The organism is Vibrio sp. 10N.286.45.E10 (genome assembly GCF_002874195.2).
GTDB lineage: Bacteria > Pseudomonadota > Gammaproteobacteria > Enterobacterales > Vibrionaceae > Vibrio > Vibrio crassostreae.
Window position 1 is genome coordinate 1,735,025 of sequence record NZ_MCWD02000002.1, and the last position, 16,875, is coordinate 1,751,899.

Here is a 16,875-nt window from a genome sequence, read left to right on the forward strand (position 1 = left end):
ATTGTAATGAATAGCCACAGAATCTGTGTACTTGAAGGTAAAGACTTCTTCTTAAAACCCTATGCCACTAATTGTACATCTACTTGTAATTACATAACATTGAATGATGTCAAATTTATAAATATTCATTTGAAAAATAAACGTTTAATCCAGTTCAGAGCGTTATCAATCATTGATTAATATGATTGAACTTTGTGTAACATTCATAGAATTTAATTCTATATTTTAACAATCCGACTAACTTAACCCAAAGCTTGACCCTATACGGTAAGGTGTTTATATTGTCGCCCGCCCAACGGGCACATCCTAAAATACACACCGGCCATCCTGCCATCATTCGTGTATTTATATTGGTGTTGTGAACTTCCATGCTAACGAAATTTCGTCCTTTTACTCGTGAATCGGGTGCGCTTATGCATCTTTCGGTTCCAATCATTTTGACTCAAATAGCTACCCAAGCGATGGGATTTGTCGATACGACAATGGCTGGCCAAGTAAGCCCTGCCGATCTCGCCGCTATTGCACTTGGCACCAGCCTTTGGATTCCTGTGTTGCTGTTACTGCGTGGTGTGATTATGGCGTTAACGCCAGTCGTTGCTTATCACCGTGGCGCTCGCGACTTCCAAAGTATCTCTGTCGAGTTCTTCCAGATGGTATGGCTTGCATTAATTGCTAGCGTACTGCTCATCGCTTACCTCGTAAGTGCCAAGCCGATCTTAGAATGGATTGGCGTTGCCGCTGAGATTATTCCTATCGGCAGTGACTATGCGTTTGCCCTAGCCTTTGGTGTGCCGGGTATTGCCCTGTTCTACACCTTGAACGGCTTCTGTGAGGGTATGAATAACACTAAGGTCCCAATGATCATTTCTGTGGTTGGTTTGTTGGTGAATATTCCAGTCAACTACGTGCTTATCTACGGTAAGTTCGGCTTCCCTGAAATGGGCGCTGTAGGTTGTGGTTGGGCGACAAGCTTGGTGTACTGGCTAATGTCGGGAATGCTGTATTCCTACATCAAAGGTCATCATCACTACAAGACCATTATTAGCTTTGCCGATGCAAAACCAAAAGCAAAAGAGATGCTTCACCTCCTAAGATTAGGTTTACCTATCGGGATGAACATCGCGGTGTGTGGCAGCATCTTCGCGGTTATCGCATTGATGATCGGCCGTATTGGTGCAGAGAACGTGGCAGCCGCACAAATTGCACTTAACATATCGAGCCTAACTTACGTGATTCCTATGAGTATCTCTTTTGGCATTACGATTCGTGTTGGACACGCCTTGGGTGAAAAAGATGAACTTGGTGCGATTGAACGCAGCAAAGTCGGTATCTTAGTTGCAGCGTTGATCTCACTGCTTTCGGTTGCGATGTTCCTTTTGTTCCCTGAGTGGATCATTAGACTTTACACGACCGACCCTGCGATAAGTGCAACGGCAGCAGTATTGTTGACCTTTACTGCGATGTACCAGTTCAGCGATGCATTACAAACGTCTGCTAACGGTGCATTACGTGGTTATAAAGATACCAAGATCCCAATGATCTTAGCCATCGCTTCATACTGGGGCTTAGCATTACCATTGGGCATGGTATTAGGCTTAACAGACCACATTGTTCCTGCTATGGGTGAAGAAGGCTTTTGGATTGGTATTCTGACGGGCTTGAGCGTTTCAGCGACGCTGATGTTAATTCGCTTGCGATACGTGATTAAGCAGCGTGACTTGCCACCAGCAGATGCTGCATTAGCAAACTAAGATAGACCAATAATCTAATACAAAAAAGCGCGTTACTGCTACTCGGCAATAACGCGCTTTTTTTATCTAAATTGAACTGTGTTTATCTGTTTATCTGTTTATCTGTTTATCTGTTTATCGCCAAATATGAACCAGCCGCAATCATTATTCCACCAGCACTTTGGTTTAATCTTTTATGAGCGCGTGGTGTTTTAAGTAAACTTGCCATTCTGCCCGCGCCCATTGCAATGATCATTAAACCGGACATCAAAGCAACCGCCGCTAAAACAGCAACCAAGACGATATCTTGTGAACGCAAAACAGTCAGATCAATAAACGTTGGCAAGAATGAAATATAGAACAAAATCACTTTCGGGTTTGATGCTGAAATCAAAAAGCCTTGTGCGAAACTGGCGAGTTCCGATTTCTGACTTTGTTTTGCTGCGAGCTCAGCTGTGCCTTGCACTTCAGGTAGGCTCTTAAACATCTTGTAGCCCAAGTAAATCAAATAAGCGGCACCAACGTAGCGAATCACCTCAAAAGCAAACGACCAGTTCTCAGCAATCGTCGCTAGACCAAAACAGGCAAGCGCCAGATAAATCAGATCACTACAGATCATTCCTACAGAAAGAGAGATGCACTTTCGCCATCCATCGACCATACCACGAGCCAAAATCGCAAATACACCGGGACCCGGAGTAATGCCAAATATAAACATGGCAATAAAGAATGTAACTGCGCCTTCTAACGACATTGGCTTGTCCTTATTTATAACCCAACATGATTGATCACGAACGTATCATGGAGTTTCGATTCAGGTAAAGAGTGTTTTGGTCTGCGAAGATTCAAAAAGCTCATGTTTGAATAACTGTCATACGTAATTTCCCCACAAAGCACCAAGTGTTTTATCTAAGGTAATAAAAAAGCGAGCCTAATGGCTCGCCTCTACAAAATATTGACTACGAATCAACGTAGCAAGATTAGTTCGCCATTGGTGACAACAGCTCTGGGTTAACGACCAAGTTTCTCACACCGTGGGCGTGGTCTTCGTTAAAGTCATTGCCTTCACACCAGTTCCCGACTGTCGCGATGTTTACTTTCGCTACTTGTGGACGAACACTCCATGTTACTTGGAAAGGTGAACCTTGCTCGTTGTAACCTGGGCCCGTTGTTGAACCTGCGTATTGAATCGCTGAACCCGTATCTTGTGGGATGTTGGTTGCTTGGTGCAATCCATTCACTTTTGAGTGCTTAGCCAATGCTTCGAAGTCGAGTGCTTTGTCGTCATTCACTAATACGTATACTTGGGTCTCCACACGCAGTTGCGGATTGGTAATCGCATCGTTGAAACAAGCACCCAGTGTTTCACCCGGCTCTACTTGTGCCGTTGAATACACGTAATGCACTTCGATGGTATCGCCCGAATGCAAAGAACCATGCTCGCTCGGACAAACCTTGCCCTCAAATGGTTTTAGTTCAGCCTCACTTAGCTTACCAGTGTATTTAAAGCCACTCTGGAAACCCTTGCCATCACCGTTACCAGCGTATTGGGTAAACTCGCCACCTTTGTGCTCTGCGTTCTTATGGAAGTGGATATTACATAGGTTCATGGCTGTTGAATCTGGCGCATCAGAAAACAATCGAGCGTTTGTTCCTTCTACTGAACCTAGATCACGAGGCGCTTGCGGACCAAAACCTTGCCCTTGGGTATTTTCAGAAAGCTTCGCTCTTTGTTCTGCGATAACACCATCTGAAACAGACTCATGGTTCGCGTCTGATGCGTTTGCTTGAGCAGATAACATCACCATCGCGACGCTTAAAAACACACTCTTGTTGTTCATATTTCTTCCCTAGAATGTTGATAACTAAACTTAAACCAAACTTAACAGCAAACATCTTACTATGCTCACACATGAATATAAGCCTTGTCTTTGTAAGATTAGATTTCATTGCTTACTTTGGGATGAGAATTCAAATCCTTGGTGCATATAACAAGATCAACAGGTTAAATACGGCGAGCCCCTTCCATAACAAGTAAATACCGAGCTGTGCTGACCTGCCCCTTACTCAAGTCCAGCTCATATTGTGTTAGTGAGCGGAAACAAGACGTTACGTAATCCTGACGAGCTGACTGCCAGTCACCTAATCAGAAACAAAAAAGGCGAACCACATGGTTCGCCTTTTTTGTTTAGTACTAGTTTTTAAAATCGAGCTATTGTGCTGGTCGCGTTCCTGAAGCAAATATTCCGAAAGTCATGACATTTAAAGCATCTGTCACACCTTCCAATGATTTTATGACCTGCTTCGTAGGCCCGTTATTGAATATATGATTACCTAAGCCTTTTTCACTGTGAACCCTTGCATGATCCTCGGTGACTTGTTTATCTGTCACTTGCATCTGTTGATTAGTTTTTGCTGGTTCACTCAATTCATGAGAAGCCGAATCTCCATCGCTATTGATATCACTGGTATCTGCAGTAATAACGGAACTCTCGTTAACGTTATTTGCGACAGGCTCAATGGCCACTTCACTTGCCGTCTCCTTGACCACAGCCTTTTCGACGCTGTTATTAAGCACATTCTCATTGCTTGATGTATTTTCGTCGGTTTGATTTTCACTTGTTGTCGCACAAGCGGATAAAAGCAACAGGCTAATAGTTATTATGATTAATTTTCTGACCATGACGATTGGGACTGGATTAATAAAACATTGTTCGATTGTAGGTAACTTATGCTAGGAGTTCCAGTGACACGCTTGTTTTGTCGTAACCAGATGTGTACATAATTACTTACTACTTGATGAATCAATAGTTTACTCTCAGCTAAACTTAAAGTTCGTTAAGATAATTTCATAGGTAATGATGACTGCCCTTAATAGTTTGATACCTCAATCAGATTACCATCAGGGTCGCGGAGGTAAATTGAGGTGATCTTGGCCACTGCACCGGTTCGCTCTACAGGGCCCTCCTCTATAGTGACACCTTGTCCCGTAATATGATCGAATACCTCATCAATCGGTGTGTTGGTGATGAAACATAGGTCGGCACTCCCCGCTTGTACATGCTTAGCCTTAGGTTCGAACTCCTGCCCTTGCTGATGAAGATTTATCTTTTGGTTACCAAACGACAGTGCCCAGCGCTCCTCACCAAACTGAATCGGTTTCATCCCCAACACTCTCTGATAGAAGTCTACCGTTATCTCGATATCTTTAACGGTTAATACAAGGTGATCTAAGTGACTGATATCCATAAATGATTGCTCTCCGTAAGTGACAGGCCTGCTAATTAACTCCTCTACAAGATTTGATAAAAATCCAGAGCGTTATTCACTCATAATCTAACGCTTAGAAAAGTGATACAACAGCCTTTTACGGCTATAGATCCCATTATCAACGAATAAAGGGAGCACTTCTAAGTACTCCCTTTGCAGCGTTATTCTAACTAAATTGATTGGTTAAATTAGTGACATAAACCTTCATGCGTCCAGTACCAATAGTTTTCAAACGGATCAGCCCCCCAGTTATCTGTTGTAGACGTAAAACGGTTGCCCCAATATTGAACCGACGCCCCAGCTGGGTAGAAAATATTCGGGCTCCATTCTGGCACATCCACACACATGTCCTGAGGATCAGGTTGAGGACTAGGGTTTGGCAGTTCTAGTACAGTGCTGACCGCTACATAAGCGTCTGTTGACCCTTGCGCACCCGATACCATTACGTAGATATCATCCCCTTGTATACCACCAAAGCCACAGTACTCGTTGTTATCCAAGTTAGTAGACGAACAATCGTAGTCATTTGATGATGCTGGACGACCGATAGCAACATATAGATCGACGTTACCGTAACCATTGTAAGTTTGGATCCAAACATCACCTTCAGAGCTGTTCTTCAGAACAAACTGCTGTTGATCGTTACCGCTACTCAACACAGGCGCAGGAACGTTCAATTCTAAATTGTTGATGCCCGGAGTCGGTGTCGGTGGATTAGGGTTTGGATTCGGCTGACCAGAACCACAGTTTTGGACATTAACGCCTACCTGACTAAACGCATTACGCACCGCAGATGCTTCATAACCTAGCTTTTGTGCCGCCTTACAAACCCCTTCCGCACCTGATTGGAAGTTCGATTTTGATGTCCAATAAAGTTGGTTTGCCGTAGCGTAAGTCATGAACGCCTTTTTAATGTCCCAACCGTTGCTGGTGGCTAGATGGTAGAATGCTTTGTTGAAAATACCCGAGCTGTGGTGAACGTCAATCCCGTTGTAATATTGGTTAACGTGATCGATAGACATACCATCTTGGTTAGGTTGAATGAAATAGCGCATCGCAGGGCTGTACTTCATTACGTGCTCACCCATCTTCCAGTTAAAGCTGCCATGAACATATTCGCTTAAAGCCGCTGCAGCCACATCAGAGAAAGACTCATTCATGCCGCCCGACTGACCGCGGTACTCAAGGTTTGAATTTTGTTCAGTAAAACCGTGGCTTACCTCATGCGCGATCACATCCCACGTCGCCAATGGATACATAGATTGGTTACCATCACCAAACGTCATCTGTTGGCCATCCCAGAATGCATTGCCGTAGTTCGAACCGTAGTGCACACGCATCGTTAGTTTTTGCTGGATAGGACGAGTGTTCAACCACTCTTTGTACATGTCAAAAACACGCTGGCCGAAGTAATGTGCATCGTTCATTGGTGCATACGCGCCGTTAATCGCACGGTAATCATTGACGTTCCTACCGTAATTACCATTACAGGCAAACTGATGAACCTGACCATAGTCTTGGCGATTATTCATATTCATCGTAACAACGTTTTGACTGTCCATCTGGCAATATGAGTTAACCTGGAAACCACCGTATTGAGTATTCGGGCCAAAATAGTAACGACCGCTTTTCTCGTTTCCACCAGGGCCTTCGGCATCAATGAACGCAATACCTTCCCACTGGTCGAGTAGCTCGCCAGATTTAGCGTCTACAAGCGTAATTGGTCGTGAAGGTCCCATACCTTTTGTTTGTAAGAAATCAACTTTATAAATCAGGTGTGCTTGTTGCTGTTCATCAAGCCAAATGAGGAGGTCAGCATTTGGATTACGAATCGTAGCTGCAGCCACGCCCTTGTGCTGTGACTTAGCAATCGCTATTGCTTGCTGGGCGTTGATTATCGGCAAAGTAGAACCGATATCAGCTTCGATACCCGTTAAAACTTGCCCGTCTATTGCTTGAGCAATGCCTTGCTGAGAATGATCAACCACCACTGACTGACCATAAACCGGAATGCCATAGTGGAGCTGTTGTTTACGCAGGAGTGTCGTTGTACCGGTATCGACTCGACTTGCTTCATAGTAAGCAAGTGGTTGACTTACAGCACTAAAGCCCTGATTTTTTTGATTTAGAATGATTGATAGATCGACATCGGAATAATTCACTACATTGGCAGCTTGAGAAGTAAACGCTATTGGGAATAGCATTAGTAAATGTGTACTACGCATACATCACCTTTATAATTTTTGTTTTTATAAATTCACCCACTGGATGAGCGCGCATCTTAACGATAGATTATGCGCATGATTAAATGCATTTAGTTTTATATGTGACATTGATTCAGAAGATAATCTTTCACGAAAATAAAAGTGAGGTGGGGAGTCAAAAAACCCATACTTTCCGCCACTTAGCAACAACTCAACAAATCGACGTAAAATATGGAGGGGTATCTAATTTCCGACAATACTCGGAAATTTCATGCTTCGAATCGTTACGAGATTAAGGTTCGATATCGATTTTCAAATAACAGCGCCAACTCACCCCTATTAGATTTAGAGCCCGAAAATCGTTAAAGACGGTTTCGTGCAAAATCGTAATAAGGGTGTATTACCTAGCGTGCGGACTTAACCTAGTGTTTATTAAGCATGCAAATGACCAATTTATTGTTGGCTATCTTAACAAGTGCCATTGCCGTCAATCAGAGTATATTCAGCCCAAACACGTCCTTTACATCGAATAAAACGGCTTCTGTTTTCTCTCTCGATACCTGTGTACCTTTGCGTAAAATATCAATGAGCTGTGCTTTGTCGTCTAATAATTCAGCTCTGCGTGCTCTAATCGGGCGAATCATCTCTTGTAGACACTCTTCCAATACCTTCTTAGTTTGGCCATCCCCTAACCCGCCTCTGCGATAGTGATCTTTTAGTTCATTGACGTACTGAGCGTCAGTATGGAAAGCATCAAGATAGGTAAACACGATGTTCCCTTCAACTTGGCCCGGATCTTCGATTCGTAGATGATTTGGATCGGTATACATGGATTTGACTGCGGCACGAATCTCTTTCTCTGTCGCACCTAAGTTGATAGCGTTGCCCATTGATTTCGACATCTTACTTTTGCCGTCGGTGCTCGGAAGACGAGAGGCATTACTAAGCAGAGGTTTACACTCATTTAAAATTGGCTTGCCCGCGAGTGAGTTAACTTTTCTCACGATCTCGTTGGTCTGTTCTAGCATTGGCAATTGGTCGTCACCCACCGGAATCAAGGTCGCGTTAAACGCCGTGATATCAGCCGCCTGTGAAATCGGATAAGTCAGAAAACCAGCTGGAATTGAGCGACCAAACTCCTTGTTTTGAATCTCGCTTTTAACTGTTGGGTTGCGTTCCAAACGAGCGATAGAAACAAGGTTACTGTAAAACATGGTGAGTTCGGCCAGTGCTGGTAACTGAGACTGGAGGCAAATCGTGGTTTTTGTTGGGTCGATACCTACCGCTAGATAATCAGCAACAACGTTGAGGATGTTAGATGAAACCTTTGAGGGATTATGAGCGTTGTCGGTAAGCCCTTGCATGTCAGCGACCAATATCGTTTGGTCGTGAATATGCTGCAATGAAGTCCTCTGCTGAAGTGAACCTACATAATGCCCCAAATGCAAAGTGCCAGTCGCTCGGTCGCCAGTAAGAATAATTTCCGGTTTGTTCGTATTTTGAGGTGTTTTCATGGGGTATCTCCAAGTAATAAAAGCTACTGGAGATAAAAAGAAACGACATTCTTGGTGACATTCTTAACTACCTTCCAGCAGCTAAAGAATGTGAGTATTCCGTGCTGCTCTAGATAGAGCACCACCAAAAGAAAATTGAAGTTGAAGCAGAAGTAAATTTCATTATTAAAATCTACCAACAATAAGGGTTAACGACAACACTTTTATTGGTAGGTAATAAAACTAACGTACCGAAATCGCTTTTCGAGGCGTTTCAAAACAGCAAACTATTAAAGATGCATATCGTAAGCAAATGAATTAATTACATAAGCCAATAATTCTAGAACGCATTGCTTGATTGACGTTAAAGTGAACGTTCAAAAACTCAAGCTGTGCCAGAGCCGATTCCGCCGTGCGTTCGTAGCCTTGAGTAAAGGTTGGCAGTAACTGAGCAAACTTAGGGAAGCGCGCTTCTAGCCTTCTATCAGACATAAACTCATCGACGAATTCAGGTTGTGAGCTTTCCGTTTGACCCACAAGATCGATCAAACGATCGAGTGCGTAAGATTGGACGAACCGACTGCCCGACAGCTTTTCACCTCGGTTATAGCGAGACATACCCACATAAAGATTGGTGAGAGCTTCACCTATGATCCAGTCTTGGGAATTAGCCTCTACCGCTGTCTTTTGTGGTGGAATACAACAACGAGTATCAAAGTCAGCTTCCTGCCAAACGATTCGCCCTTCAGTAAACGGAATATGTGCTAATTCATGTGGTTCAAACACCGCAAACTCACAGAACACCCCGTCTGCATAGAGCACCTTATAGCCGTCGAACGTATTCCTTAACGCGTAGTCGATTGGATGAATGTCAGATAACCAATGCAAACTGTCTAAGAAATACTGCTTGTGCCCCGTTTGCACGATCGCAAAGAAATCGACGTCTGAGTATTGATCCAGTCGCTCCGTTTCAATGCCAACTGAACCAAGCCCCAACAAGGCATGCGCCTTACCAGAAGCTCTTAAAGAACCTCCAATCGCATCTAAACGTTGTAGTAGTTTTTCTGGTGTATTGACCACCTGTCGCGTTTCTTTTTTACTCGATTGAATCGTTTTATCGGCTTGCATCGTTATGTCCCTATCAAGTTGAATGCTACTCAACCTAACTGACAGTTATAACAACGATGAAGTCTAATTTATAAAATCTGTGTTTAAGGTAACGATCTGCGCAAGTTATTGTTTCATTTAAACGCGTAAATCATCCACCTGCGTTCGATTTACAACGAAGACTTAGCCAGATACGCTGCCATTTCTTGCTCTGGAACCATACCGCCACCGGTTGCCCAAACAAGATGAGTCGCGTTCGCTAACGTTGATTCAGTGATGCCTAACCTCTCCAGATATTCACTGTTGTGTTCAACATGAATAGCCCCCGGCATACCAGCCAGTGCAGAAGGTTCTAATTGAATACCCTCGGCTTGGTTCAATACGCCTAACAATTGGTACATACGTTCATCAGTTAATGTGTAGTAACCATCAAGCAAACGTTCCATGGCTCGACCGACAAAGCCAGATGCCCGTCCTACCGCCAAACCGTCGGCAGCGGTGAGGTTATCGATACCAAGATCTTGCACTGCAATCTCATCATGCAAACCCGTGTGAACACCCAGCAACATGCAAGGAGAATGAGTCGGCTCAGCAAAAATGCAGTGAACATCATCACCAAAAGCCATCTTTAAACCAAATGCAACACCACCTGGGCCGCCGCCAACACCACATGGTAAGTAAACGAACAACGGGTGTTCTTTGTTGACGATGATCTGTTGTTGTTCAAATTGTTGTTTAAGTCTTTCTCCTGCCACCGAATAACCAAGGAACAAGGTTTGCGAGTTTTCATCGTCAATGAAAAAGCATCTAGGATCTTGTTGTGCCTCTTTACGGCCTTGTTCTACGGCAACGCCATAATCTTGTTTATATTCAACAACATGGACGCCATGCTCACGAAGTTTGTTTTTCTTCCAAGCTCTTGCGTCTGCCGACATATGAACGGAAACCGTAAAGCCGAGTTTCGCACTCATGATGCCAATCGACATACCAAGGTTACCCGTTGAACCTACCGCTATGCTGTATTGCTTAAAGAAGTCACGAAACTCAGGTTCAAACAGCTTACTGTAGTCATCACTCTCACACAGTAATCCGCCTTTAATCGCTAGCTTTTCGGCATGCGTTAGTACTTCATAAATACCACCACGAGCTTTGATTGAACCTGAAATCGGTAAATGGCTGTCTTTCTTCATCATCAAGCGCCCTTTAATAGGCTGCTGATAATGCGCTTCCAATGCTGATTTCATCGATGGGGTCTCAACAAGCTCAGACTCGATGATGCCATTGGTCACTTGAGTTTCAGGAAATGCTTTGGCTAGATAAGGAGCAAACCTTTGTAACCTCAAGCTCGCATCATGGATGTCTTTCTCATCCAAGCCGACATAAGGTAACCCTTGGTCTAGTGTTGTGACATTTGGGTTAAACCAAACCACCTCTTCGAGCGCCATAAGCTTATTTAGTAATGGAAAGTCGTTGGTGAGGTTATTTAGATTCAGTTCGATCATGGGCTACCTTCTCTGGTATTTAGCGTTCTGCGCTATTTCAATCACTTGGTGTGCAGCCTATTAGAGCCGTAATCGAGAAATGATTCAATAACCTATACTTATGTCTAACGTCAATAGGATGGTATTTCCCTTACTATGCCCTTGAGGCAACCGTCTTGATGTACTCACTTGGCGACAGACCAAACTTACCCTTAAAGCGCTGACTAAAACGTCCTTCAGACTGGTAACCACAAGATTGAGCGAGCATCGTGACATTGTGTTGGCCATTTTGCATAAGATACAAAGCATGGCTTAAACGCACTTCTGCTAATACCTCACGATATTGCATACCTTCCAGTTTTAGCTTTCGGATCAGTGTCGCGCGGCTCATCGCAAAACGCTCCGCCACCGACTCTAGCGGATGCTTCTCATCTGGTGAATGTGAAAGATAATGGCTGAGCTTTTGGCTAAACGAAACGTTGGCACTGACAAAGAGTCGATGCAACACCCCTTTTTCAGCCAGTTGCTGGTATAAGCCCTGCAACCAAAACTGTTGAGTCTCTTTGCTCATGTTCTGTGTATCAAACGAAAACAGCGCGTTAAGTGAGTCTTGTAAGTTTCGGTCCGCTTGCACCGTAGGCAACCCCAGCTCATTCGACCGCTCCTCACTTAAATCAAGCATCGCCTGAGAAGGTTGGAATTGAAAGCTGAATACTCGCGACAAGAAGCGCCCTTTGTGGGGCATGTTCTCAAAGCTTAGTGAAGCTGATGCCTCACACAGCAACAGCTCAGAATGTGAGAGTTCTGCCGCTGAGTCTTTCCAAAACAGGCGCTTACTGCCTGTAATGATCTGAATGATACTAGGGGATAGAATCCTCACATTACGTAGCTTTTGTAACTGCTCGGCACGAAAGATCGTCACTTGGTATTGATGATTCATCTCATCCCCTTGTTTGCTTATTATCAACGTGTATAAGCTATTAACGCGTATAAGTTGCGGTCAGTTTCGCTTTGTCTAAAGCCATACTGTTCAACGTGAATCCAACCACTGCCGACGGCGTATTTTCGTCTAGATTAAGCTTATCCGTTGGTAATGCCCAAACCGTGAACTGGTAACGGTGCATGCCATCTTTTTCAGGAGGACAGACGCCACCGTAGCCAACTGTACCGTAATCAATGCGACCTTCTTTACCACCGACTTTAGATATATCGACGCCGCGAGGTAGCTCGTTAACAGTCGCAGGGATATCAAACGCAACCCAATGCCAGAAACCACTTTCTGTCGGAGCATCTGGGTCATACGCCGTGATTGCAAAGCTTTTGGTTCCTGCTGGTGCATCTTTCCACATTAACTGTGGTGATAGGTTATCGCCGTCACAACCCCAACTTGAGTATTCAAAAGTCTTCGCCATTGGATGACCTTCTTGAATATCGTTGCTGGTTAATTCGAACGCCTGAGCAGAGCCCGCAGCCAAAATACTGATTGCCAATACTGATTTGATGATTAGTTTCATGATGGTTCCTCTTATTTGGTATGAGTTGAGTATAGTCCTTCCCACATGCTTAATAATGACAATAAGTACATAATTATCTAATTTATCGGAATCAAATGATACTTACTGTAATTTCATCTTATTATTTAAAAGCATGATCCACTCGACAGTTTGCTGTTAAGGGAGCACTTATTGACATTCAGGTTACAAATCTAACCCAAAAGTCTTTAGACTCGCCTCACGACTTTTAATGAGAATGATTGGATGCGCAGGTTTACCTCAGCCCTTTGCTTGACCTTTTGGCTCCCAACTTTAGCCAATGCCCAAAGTTTGCAAGACAAGTGGCAAACCCTGTATCAACTGACCTGGCAATCATCTCCAATCTTAGTATCTCAACAAGAGTTGGCTCAGTACCCAAAAGTTCTGCTTCATGAAAGTAGCCGTTATCCTAATTTCAACCATTTCAGTTGGGACGACATCGCAACGTTAGCCTCAATACAAGATCACTGCAGAGCGATTGAAAACAATAATCCTTCATTACATGACGCCATCGAGTTCGAACTCACTTTGTGTCAGCAACAAGCATTGGATTCCGTTTGGTTTGCAGCACACTCCAAACGACACCCTGCAGGTGGCAGTTTTGCTGATCGTTATTTGGCAGTTTACCCCGACGGAAGCGAGCAGATACGCCCATTTTTGAGTATTGCCAACCCCCAGCACCCTTTATATTCCAAGCTAAAAACGCTAACCGCGCAAGGCAAAGAAGCACTGCTCAATGGATACCGCGCTTGGCAACAAGACGATGTACTTTGGCTAAGTGGCGAACAAGGCTGGAAAGCCATTCCCTTAGATGTTTGGCAACCTATTGCAGAGCAGCAAGAACTATCGTTGACGGGTGACACCTGTACTTTTCGTTACAGCAACATGTGCTTGAGCGAACCTAGCAATGACAACTTAATCATGAAAACGTTGATCTTTTCATTGCTGTTAACGTTGCTTTCCGGACTTGGTAGAGTCTTATACCTAAGAACAAAACAACGCAAAGAGAGGCAGTTCGTTTTGCAGCTTCTCACTCATGAACTGCGTACGCCCATTGCTAGCCTTGGCTTAACTGTTGAGATGTTCAGAAATCGCTACGATGACTTTTCTGATGAAACTCAAAGCGCGGTTTGGCGTTTAATATCTGACTATCAAAGGCTCTCTCAGCTCACCGAAAACAGCAAAGTGTACCTAAGTTCGGATCAGTCAGAGCCTTTGTTAAAGCAAAACGCATCATTAGAAGAATGGCTCGATCATGTGTGTGTAAAGCACAATATTTCTTATCAATGTGAAGCGCGCGAACTTGAACTGAACCTGCCTTATTACTGGCTAACGATCTACTTGGATAATCTAATAAAGAATGCCAAACAACATGGTAGAGGTGAAGTTTTGGTACAAGTCAAACTCGAAGACAAGCTGACTATTGAAGTGCAAGACGAGGGGCACTTCCCTTCGCCCATACAACGACTCATGTCCAGTGTCACGCCAAGTAAAACTCACAAGCAAGACAATATGGGCATCGGCCTGACTATTGTCGAACACTTGATAAAACAAGCTGACGGCCGCCTCATTATTCTCCGCAATCCTACCCGATGTATTTTGGAAATAGCTTATGAACAGGCCTGTCATCGCACGGTTATCAAATCAAAGTCTCTGCTGAGCAACTCAACAAAGGCTTAGAAGCCCAAACTCTTTCTTTGGTATCGCCTAAAGGAAAAGTCCTTCTTGATGGACAACTCGCTTCCAAAAATGAGTATCAAGAGATTGAAACCAATGAAATGTTCATCAAACCCGAATCTGGTGTTTATCAACTAAAGATAGATTCAAACCACTACCAGCTATATTATCGAATGGACAAGTCGTCATCTGGCAGCCCAATCATAGTTAGCTTCGATACGGTTTAGACAAAATTGAATAATAGGAAGCTTAAGTACTTATTTAACCGCTAATGTTCAGCCCGTTACTTGTGCTTCCTATTTTGAAAGGCAGTCAGTAGGTAGTCGATAAAGACCTTCTTACGTTTCGGCATCAACTGCCTGTCGGCATACACTAGGCTTACTGAAACTTCCGGCATCTCATATTCAGGTAATAAACGAATCAGCTTACCTGTCTTGAAGTGCTCACGACAAATGAATTCAGGAAGCACCGCCAAGCCAAGCCCATCAACACACGCTGTTAAGCATGCCGTTATAGTATTCACCCGCAACTGACACGGCAGATCGATCAAAATCGACTCACCGCCTTCCAATTGTAAATGCCACTTGGGCAGACGCGCCGCCTTATTTACCACCTCAATCATTCGGAATGGCGGTTTAAGGTCATTGGGCGAAGAGATTTCACCGAACTGTTCTAAATACTCAGGGCTGGCTACAAATACACGCTTTGATGTTGTGAGGTAGCGAGAAACCAAGCTCGAGTCCACTAGCTCACCAATTTGCGCGTAAAGATCGATCCCCTCCGCAATGATGTCGACTTCTCGATTCGTCAGTTCTAAATTCAAAGTCACGTTTGGGTGCTCTTTTAGGAAGCTGTGGATGTATGTGGCTAATACTTGATGCCCCAATTCAACAGGCAACACAACGTTCAACTGCCCTCGGATCAAATCCTGACTGGCAGAAACCTCTAGCTCAGCTTGGTTCATGATCTCGTGCATTTGCACGCTCGATTGATAGAAGCGCTCACCTTCCGGTGTTAAGACTAAACTTCGTGTCGAACGAGTGATCAACCTCACACCTAGGTGCTGTTCCAGATCGTCAAGCTTTCGGCTGACGGTCGACTTGGTCATGTTCAATGCCTCAGCTGCGTGCGTGAAGCTTCCACAATCAACAACTTGCGTAAAAACAGTCACAGCATTTAAGTCCATCGTACTTCTCCCAAAACCCTATTAGTAAGATTATTGCAACAGTGTTTCCCTTTTTTCCTATCTTATCAATCAATCGAATTCATTTACAATTCGTTACATCTAAATAAAAACAAAATGAGAAATAAAAAATGACAGAGAACAACAACGCTTCGCAAACAGTAAGCACAAAAAAACGTAAAAAAGCTCCGCTTATTGCTACTGCGATCATGCTGTCATTGGGTTTAGCCGGCGCTGGATACTGGTACGGCTATGGCCAGTACTTTGAATCTACTGACAATGCCTACCTGCAAGGCGATATCACTAATATTAGTCCTAAGGTATCTGGCTATATTGTTAAGTCTTACGTGAGTGACAACCAACCAGTAAAAGAAGGTGATTTGTTGGTTCAAATCGATGACCGAGATTACCAGTCAGCACTCGCTCAAGCTAATGCCCATTTATCCGTCGTACAATCTGACGTAAAGAACTTAATCGCACAACAGACGTTACAACGTAGCAAAATTAACCAAGCAGAAAGTGGCGTCGATTCCGCAGAAGCAGAGTATGAACGTGCTATCCAACAAGTACAGCGCTCTCGCAGCTTGTTAAAACGGAATTACGCTTCTCAAGATGAAGTCGACAGCATGGTCGCACAACAAAAAGTGACTCAAGCAGACTTAGAAGAAGCTAAAGCCAACCTTGTCGCAACTAATGACCAACTCATCGTTATTGCTAGCGAAATTGAGCAAGCCAAAGCCTCAGTAACAGAAGCTCAAGCTCAAAGAGAGCAAGCACAACTTAACCTTGATTACACCAAAGTTTACGCGCCAGCAGATGGTGTGATTGGTAAACGCAGTGTGCGTGAAGGCTTGTTGATTCAAGCAGGTGCACCATTGATGAGTTTGGTACCAAATAACCAAGTGTGGATCGAAGCCAACTTCAAAGAGACACAGTTAAGCGGCATTCATAAAGGTCAGACGGTTGAAGTAGAACTGGATGCGTTCCCGGGGCAACCACTTGAAGGTGTGGTCGACAGCTTCTCCCCTGCGACTGGCGCCAAGTTTGCGCTCCTACCACCAGAAAACGCAACCGGCAACTTCACTAAAATCGTTCAACGTGTACCGGTGAAAATCATCATTCCAGATCAGCAAGAGTTGAAAGGTCGATTGCTTCCTGGTTTGTCTGTGGTCGCGACCATCGATAAACGAGGCTAGAC

Annotated in this window: 14 protein-coding genes and 1 pseudogene; 4 read left to right on the forward strand and 11 right to left on the reverse strand. The window is 44.0% G+C overall.

What is annotated here, in order from left to right; genetic code table 11:
- Positions 1-368: 368 nt before the first annotated feature.
- Complete coding sequence (locus tag BCU34_RS20735; protein ID WP_102478273.1) at positions 369-1,751, forward strand: MATE family efflux transporter; 1,383 nt, start codon at positions 369-371, stop codon at positions 1,749-1,751.
- 106 nt (positions 1,752-1,857) lie between these two features.
- Here the strand turns inward: BCU34_RS20735 and BCU34_RS20740 are convergent, their stop codons facing one another.
- From BCU34_RS20740 to BCU34_RS20785, 10 genes are all read right to left on the reverse strand, one after another.
- A complete protein-coding gene (locus BCU34_RS20740; protein WP_102429068.1) occupies positions 1,858-2,484 on the reverse strand; it encodes a LysE family translocator in 627 nt (208 codons plus the stop codon).
- 226 nt (positions 2,485-2,710) lie between these two features.
- A complete protein-coding gene (locus BCU34_RS20745; protein WP_102478274.1) occupies positions 2,711-3,571 on the reverse strand; it encodes a delta-class carbonic anhydrase in 861 nt (286 codons plus the stop codon).
- Positions 3,572-3,942: 371 nt separating this feature from the next.
- A complete protein-coding gene (locus BCU34_RS20750) occupies positions 3,943-4,413 on the reverse strand; it encodes a hypothetical protein (RefSeq protein ID WP_102478276.1) in 471 nt (156 codons plus the stop codon).
- 188 nt (positions 4,414-4,601) lie between these two features.
- Positions 4,602-4,979, reverse strand: a complete 378-nt coding sequence (locus BCU34_RS20755) for a VOC family protein (protein WP_102432421.1) — start codon at positions 4,977-4,979, stop codon at positions 4,602-4,604.
- Positions 4,980-5,188: 209 nt separating this feature from the next.
- The gene (locus tag BCU34_RS20760; RefSeq protein ID WP_102478277.1) at positions 5,189-7,225 is read right to left on the reverse strand and encodes a M4 family metallopeptidase; all 2,037 of its coding nucleotides are present in this window, start codon (positions 7,223-7,225) and stop codon (positions 5,189-5,191) included.
- Positions 7,226-7,695: 470 nt separating this feature from the next.
- Positions 7,696-8,718 (reverse strand): tryptophan--tRNA ligase, encoded by a 1,023-nt coding sequence (gene trpS / locus BCU34_RS20765; protein ID WP_102478278.1) that lies wholly within the window; start codon positions 8,716-8,718, stop codon positions 7,696-7,698.
- 297 nt (positions 8,719-9,015) lie between these two features.
- Complete coding sequence (locus BCU34_RS20770) at positions 9,016-9,825, reverse strand: hypothetical protein (RefSeq protein ID WP_102478279.1); 810 nt, start codon at positions 9,823-9,825, stop codon at positions 9,016-9,018.
- Positions 9,826-9,974: 149 nt separating this feature from the next.
- Positions 9,975-11,306, reverse strand: a complete 1,332-nt coding sequence (locus tag BCU34_RS20775) for a D-serine ammonia-lyase (protein ID WP_102478280.1) — start codon at positions 11,304-11,306, stop codon at positions 9,975-9,977.
- A 133-nt stretch (positions 11,307-11,439) separates the two neighbouring features.
- The gene (locus tag BCU34_RS20780) at positions 11,440-12,225 is read right to left on the reverse strand and encodes a helix-turn-helix transcriptional regulator (protein ID WP_102478281.1); all 786 of its coding nucleotides are present in this window, start codon (positions 12,223-12,225) and stop codon (positions 11,440-11,442) included.
- Positions 12,226-12,265: 40 nt separating this feature from the next.
- Positions 12,266-12,799 (reverse strand): YbhB/YbcL family Raf kinase inhibitor-like protein, encoded by a 534-nt coding sequence (locus BCU34_RS20785; RefSeq protein WP_050648620.1) that lies wholly within the window; start codon positions 12,797-12,799, stop codon positions 12,266-12,268.
- A 243-nt stretch (positions 12,800-13,042) separates the two neighbouring features.
- On the opposite strand from BCU34_RS20785, the gene BCU34_RS20790 reads away from it, so the two are divergent.
- The gene (locus BCU34_RS20790) at positions 13,043-14,497 is read left to right on the forward strand and encodes a DUF3404 domain-containing protein (RefSeq protein WP_102478282.1); all 1,455 of its coding nucleotides are present in this window, start codon (positions 13,043-13,045) and stop codon (positions 14,495-14,497) included.
- Positions 14,437-14,682, forward strand: a pseudogene (locus BCU34_RS20795) (DUF2861 family protein); the annotation flags it as partial. The gene BCU34_RS20790 and the pseudogene BCU34_RS20795, both read left to right, overlap by 61 nt.
- Positions 14,683-14,777: 95 nt before the next feature.
- On the opposite strand, the gene BCU34_RS20800 reads toward BCU34_RS20795, so the two are convergent.
- Positions 14,778-15,680, reverse strand: a complete 903-nt coding sequence (locus BCU34_RS20800; RefSeq protein ID WP_102478283.1) for a LysR family transcriptional regulator — start codon at positions 15,678-15,680, stop codon at positions 14,778-14,780.
- A 128-nt stretch (positions 15,681-15,808) separates the two neighbouring features.
- On the opposite strand from BCU34_RS20800, the gene BCU34_RS20805 reads away from it, so the two are divergent.
- A complete protein-coding gene (locus tag BCU34_RS20805; protein ID WP_102478284.1) occupies positions 15,809-16,873 on the forward strand; it encodes an HlyD family secretion protein in 1,065 nt (354 codons plus the stop codon).
- Positions 16,874-16,875 lie beyond the last annotated feature (2 nt).

Coding starts and splice junctions, on each gene's coding strand:
- BCU34_RS20740 (WP_102429068.1), bottom strand. CDS start 2,484: ATGTCGTTAGAAGGCGCAGTTACATTCTTTATTGCCATGTTTATATTT.
- trpS (WP_102478278.1), bottom strand. CDS start 8,718: ATGAAAACACCTCAAAATACGAACAAACCGGAAATTATTCTTACTGGC.
- BCU34_RS20750 (WP_102478276.1), bottom strand. CDS start 4,413: ATGGTCAGAAAATTAATCATAATAACTATTAGCCTGTTGCTTTTATCC.
- BCU34_RS20785 (WP_050648620.1), bottom strand. CDS start 12,799: ATGAAACTAATCATCAAATCAGTATTGGCAATCAGTATTTTGGCTGCG.
- BCU34_RS20745 (WP_102478274.1), bottom strand. CDS start 3,571: ATGAACAACAAGAGTGTGTTTTTAAGCGTCGCGATGGTGATGTTATCT.
- BCU34_RS20775 (WP_102478280.1), bottom strand. CDS start 11,306: ATGATCGAACTGAATCTAAATAACCTCACCAACGACTTTCCATTACTA.
- BCU34_RS20800 (WP_102478283.1), bottom strand. CDS start 15,680: ATGGACTTAAATGCTGTGACTGTTTTTACGCAAGTTGTTGATTGTGGA.
- BCU34_RS20805 (WP_102478284.1), top strand. CDS start 15,809: ATGACAGAGAACAACAACGCTTCGCAAACAGTAAGCACAAAAAAACGT.
- BCU34_RS20790 (WP_102478282.1), top strand. CDS start 13,043: ATGCGCAGGTTTACCTCAGCCCTTTGCTTGACCTTTTGGCTCCCAACT.
- BCU34_RS20760 (WP_102478277.1), bottom strand. CDS start 7,225: ATGCGTAGTACACATTTACTAATGCTATTCCCAATAGCGTTTACTTCT.
- BCU34_RS20735 (WP_102478273.1), top strand. CDS start 369: ATGCTAACGAAATTTCGTCCTTTTACTCGTGAATCGGGTGCGCTTATG.
- BCU34_RS20755 (WP_102432421.1), bottom strand. CDS start 4,979: ATGGATATCAGTCACTTAGATCACCTTGTATTAACCGTTAAAGATATC.
- BCU34_RS20770 (WP_102478279.1), bottom strand. CDS start 9,825: ATGCAAGCCGATAAAACGATTCAATCGAGTAAAAAAGAAACGCGACAG.
- BCU34_RS20780 (WP_102478281.1), bottom strand. CDS start 12,225: ATGAATCATCAATACCAAGTGACGATCTTTCGTGCCGAGCAGTTACAA.